This is a genomic window from Immundisolibacter sp., from assembly GCF_041625615.1.
Classification (GTDB): domain Bacteria; phylum Pseudomonadota; class Gammaproteobacteria; order Immundisolibacterales; family Immundisolibacteraceae; genus Immundisolibacter.
Window position 1 is genome coordinate 1 of sequence record NZ_JBFJTF010000167.1, and the last position, 4,228, is coordinate 4,228.

General features: G+C 71.1%; 4 protein-coding genes and 1 pseudogene. 2 read left to right on the forward strand and 3 right to left on the reverse strand.

Features of this window, described 5'->3' with window-relative positions; all coding sequences use genetic code 11:
• Both ABYX71_RS10695 and ABYX71_RS10700 read left to right on the forward strand, forming a co-directional pair.
• Positions 1-226: pseudogene (locus ABYX71_RS10695) on the forward strand (methylmalonyl Co-A mutase-associated GTPase MeaB); the annotation flags it as partial.
• A gap of 74 nt (positions 227-300) precedes the next feature.
• Entirely contained in the window at positions 301-678 is a 378-nt protein-coding gene (locus tag ABYX71_RS10700) for a group II truncated hemoglobin (RefSeq protein ID WP_372696484.1), read from the forward strand.
• 8 nt (positions 679-686) lie between these two features.
• Here the strand turns inward: ABYX71_RS10700 and mdoH are convergent, their stop codons facing one another.
• From mdoH to ABYX71_RS10715, 3 genes are all read right to left on the reverse strand, one after another.
• A complete protein-coding gene (gene mdoH, locus ABYX71_RS10705; RefSeq protein WP_372696485.1) occupies positions 687-2,750 on the reverse strand; it encodes a glucans biosynthesis glucosyltransferase MdoH in 2,064 nt (687 codons plus the stop codon).
• Complete coding sequence (locus ABYX71_RS10710) at positions 2,747-3,109, reverse strand: hypothetical protein (protein ID WP_372696486.1); 363 nt, start codon at positions 3,107-3,109, stop codon at positions 2,747-2,749. The genes mdoH and ABYX71_RS10710 overlap by 4 nt, the downstream gene beginning before the upstream one ends.
• Positions 3,110-3,113: 4 nt before the next feature.
• Positions 3,114-4,228 (reverse strand): glucan biosynthesis protein (locus ABYX71_RS10715; RefSeq protein WP_372696487.1); only part of this gene is annotated, 1,115 nt, incomplete at its 5' end.

The following is a 4,228-nucleotide window of genomic DNA, read 5'->3' on the forward strand; positions in this document are numbered from 1 at the left end:
CGCGCTCGGCGACAGCGGCGAACTGGCCGACAAGCGCGCCCGGCAGGCCGTGGCCTGGTTGTGGACGCTGATCGGCGAGGCGCTGCAGCAGGATTTTCGCGCCAACCCGGCCGTCGCCGTGGCGCTCGACGGCGTGCTGGGCGAGGTGATCGCCGGCCGCCTGACGCCGACGGCCGCCAGCCGCCAGTTGCTGGAACTGCATCACCGCGCCCCGCGCACGCATTGACGCCGGTCAACAGGCCGCCCGCGCCCGGCAGGCATAGTGCGCCGCCGATACCCCACACGCGCGAGGTGCACCCTGTGAGCGACACCATGTACGACTGGATCGGCGGCGAAACGACGGTCCGCAACCTGGTCAACCGCTTCTACGACCTGATGGACGGCGACCCCGAGGTGGCAACCATCCGCCAGATGCACAAGGACGACCTGTCCCCGGTGCGCCAGTCCCTGTTCGAGTACCTGTCCGGCTGGCTGGGCGGCCCGCCGCTGTTCATCCAGAAGCGCGGCAGCCCGTGCATCGCCAAGGCCCACCGGCCGTTTCACATCGACGCCGCCGCCACCGAACAGTGGATGAAGTGCATGAACCAGGCGATGGTCGATGTCGGCATCGACGAGAAGTTCCGGCAGATGCTGGAACCGGCCTTCCGCCGGGTGGCGCAGGCGCTGGAAAACGCCTGAGCCATCACTCAGCCGGTCGGCCGGCACCCCTGGGCCCACCAGCGGCGGTGCAACTCAAGCAGCACCGCCGGCTGACGCAGCAGGCGCCTGCGTTCGGCGCCGCTGAGCGCCGCCGGTCCCGCTGCCAGCACCTTGTCCGCCAGCGCCTGCCGCTCGGCGCGAATCCGTTCGCTGACCCGCTGCCCGCGCGACAGACCCTGTAGCGCCGCGTGCAGGGCATTGACCGCCGGGTCCTCGATGGCGGCCTGAATGCCGCGCAGCGTTGGCGCCGGCGCCTGTCCTGCGGTGGCCAGGTGCCGCTCGAAACTCACCAGCACCGGGTCGGGGGCGGTTTCCGGCGGGGTCAGGAACAGTCCACCGCGGCGCGCCGCCCGGCCGACACGGCTGCGGGAACTCAGCACCGACACCGGAATCGCCAGCAGCAAGGCCGCCACCACCGGCAACAGCCACCAGAAAAAGTCCGGATTGAGCCAGAACACGCCGAGCCCCCACAGGCCGGCAAACACGGTGGCAAAGCCGTGGTAGCGCAGCGCCTCGCGCCAGCCGGTGCTGGCATCGCCGCGTGATTGAGCGCCCCAGCCCACCTGCTGGCCAAGCAGCGTGAACAGCACGAACTTGGCATGGAACACCGCCTGCACCGGCGCCAGCAGCGCCGACAGTAGGGTCTCGGTGAGGGCACTGGCGAGCAGGCGCAGTGCCCCGCCGAACTGGCCGGCACGACGCTGCACGACGATCAGCGTCACGGCCAGCAGCTTCGGTGCGAACAGGATCACCGCCGTAGCGACGATCAGCAGCAGCGCCCACTGCGGCTGCCACACCGGCCACTGCGGGAACAGCGCCGGGCCGGACGGGAAGTAGTCCGGCGGCGTCAGCGCCTGCCATACCGCCTGCCCGCTCGACAGCAGCAGGAACACCAGCCACAGCAGTGCCGACACGTAGGACATGATGCCGTTGATGAACAGCGCCCGGTGCGCCGGGAACAGCCCCTCGGCGAACAGCAGGCGCAGGTGCTGCAGGTTGCCCTGGCACCAGCGGCGGTCGCGCTGCATGGCGGCCAGCAGCGTCGGCGGCAGTTCCTCGTAACTGCCGGGCAGGTCGTGTGCCAGCCACACGGTCCAGCCGCCGCTGCGCAGCAGCGCCGACTCGACGAAATCGTGGCTGAGAATGTCGCCGCCCAGCGGCGGGCGACCGGGCAGGCGCGGCAGCCCGCAGTGCCGACGAAACGCCTCGACCCGGATGATGGCGTTGTGGCCCCAGAACGGGCCGTCGCCGAGCTGCCAGAAATGCAGTCCGGCGGCGAAGATCGGCCCGTAGGCGTGACCGGTGAACTGCAGCATGCGCGCGAACAGCGTGTGCTGGCCCATCGGCTGCGGCAGGGTCTGGATCAGCCCTACCCGCGGGCTGTCCTCCATCATGTTCACCAGGCGCACCAGGGCCTGGCCGTTCATCACGCTGTCGGCGTCGAACACCACCATGTAGCGGTAATGGGCGCCCCAGCGGCGCACGAAGTCGGCCACGTTGCCGCTCTTGCGTTTCAGGTTGACGTGCCGGCGCCGGTAGAACAGCCGCCCGTGCGCGCCCAGGTCGCGGCACAGCGTGGCCCAGGCGATCTCCTCGTCCACCCAGCGGTCCGGGTCCTGGGTGTCGCTGAGCAGGAAGAAATCGAAACGGTCGAGCTGGCCGGTGGCCGCCAGTGACTCGAAGGTGGCGCGCAGGCCGGCGCCGACCCGGTCCATGTCCTCGGCGAACACCGGCACCAGAATGGCGGTGCGCGCCTGCGCATCGATGGCGCGCGGCGGGCCGGCGGCGCGCACCAGGTTGTAACGGTCACGACCCAGCAGCAGGCTGACGAAGCCGATGGCCGAGGTCCAAAGGCCGATCGAGATCCAGCCGAACAGCACGCCGAACACGATGATGATGGCCAGCTCGAGCGCGGTGCGCCCGCCATACGGCAGCACTTCGCGCATGAACTGGCTGGCAATGGTGGCCGGGATCAGCACCAGCCCCAGCAACAGCAGCCGCCGCCACAGGGCGGCGCGGGCGTGCGATCGGTTGAAGTCGGTGTGCTTCATGTGCGCTCCACCCGCCCGCTGAGAATCTGCAGGCCGCGCAGGAGCCGGGCCGCCGGCCGGTAGACAAACAGGCCCAGCAGCTGGCGGCCGAGGCTGCGGTGCAGCACGCGCGGCGTCATGTGCTGGCGTTGCAGTGGCTTCAGGCTGGGCATCAACGCTGCGTGCGGCTGCGTTACCGGCAGCCGGTAAGCGTGCTCCAGACACCAGCGGATCCAGGCCGCGTCCGGCGGCTCGTCGCCCGCCGTGCCGGCCAGTGTCGCCTGCAGGGCGGCAACGTCGGCCCGCGCGTCCGCCAGCGCGTGGTCGACGTCGCCGCCCAACGCGTCCAGGTACCGTCGGGGCAGCGACTGTGGGTGCATGGTCTCAGGGTCCGGCAACACGGTAGATCCAGGTTTCGCTGCGCCGGCTGCCGTCGCGCACCAGGGTTGCCTGCAGCGTCAACGGCCGGTCGTCGCGGCGCCGCACGGTCAGCGCCAGACGCCAGCCATCGCCGAACGGCTGCAGCGCCTTGGTCTCGAGCGTGCCGCCCTCGACCTTCACCAGGGGCCGGGGCGCCGCCCCGCCGCCGCCCAGGGGGCCGAAGTCGACCTGATACGTGGACGTGGGCGCCGTATCGGGCGGTGGCCAGATGCGCGTGGCCTGCACCTGGCCGTCGCCGGGTGCGGCCAGCGCCACCCCCCAGCGCAGGCGGTAGCGCAGGTGCAGGCTGTCGCCGGCATTCACGTCACGCTCGGGCACCACGTAGGCCAGCACGTTCTGGTTGTAGGGATCCTCGACCGGCAGCTCCAGCAGTTCCAGCCGGCCGGCGTCGAAGCCCTGCTCCGGCTCGAGCAGTACATCCGGCTGTTCGTGGTAGGCGACGTCCAGGTCCTGGTAGTGGGCAAAGTCGCGGTCGCGCTGCAGCAGGCCATAGGCGACCGATTGCGGCACCGGCACGGTGTGCAGCGCATAGCGCGGCGGGTTGCCCAGCGGCCGCCACAGGCGCCGCTCGCGCGTGGTGACCAGCAAGCCGTCGGAGCTGTGCACCTCCGGCCGGTAGTCGTCCACGCGCGGGCCGATCTCGCCATGCCAGAACATGCTCGACAACGGCCCCAGACCGATCTTGCCCACCGCATCGCGGAAGAACAGCCGCGCCTCGATGCTGGTGACGGCGGATGTCCCGGCAGTCAGCTCGATGCGGTAGGCGCCGCTGACGCGCGGTGAATCGAGCAGCGCGTAGGCGGTGAAGGTCCGGGCATCCGGCGCCGGCCGCACCAGCCAGAAGTCGGTGAAGGCGGGAAACTCCTCACCGCTGGGCAGGCCGGCGTCGATTGCCAGCGCCCGCGCCCGGGCGCCGCCGGGCCGCAGCGGCATACCGGCCCGCAGGAAGCTGCCGCCCAGGCACTCCAGCGCCGGCACCCAGCTGTCGCCGCGGCGGGCGTAGACGGTGAAACCGGCATAGCCCAGGTCGCCCGGCACCCGCTGGCGGTCGACGCCCG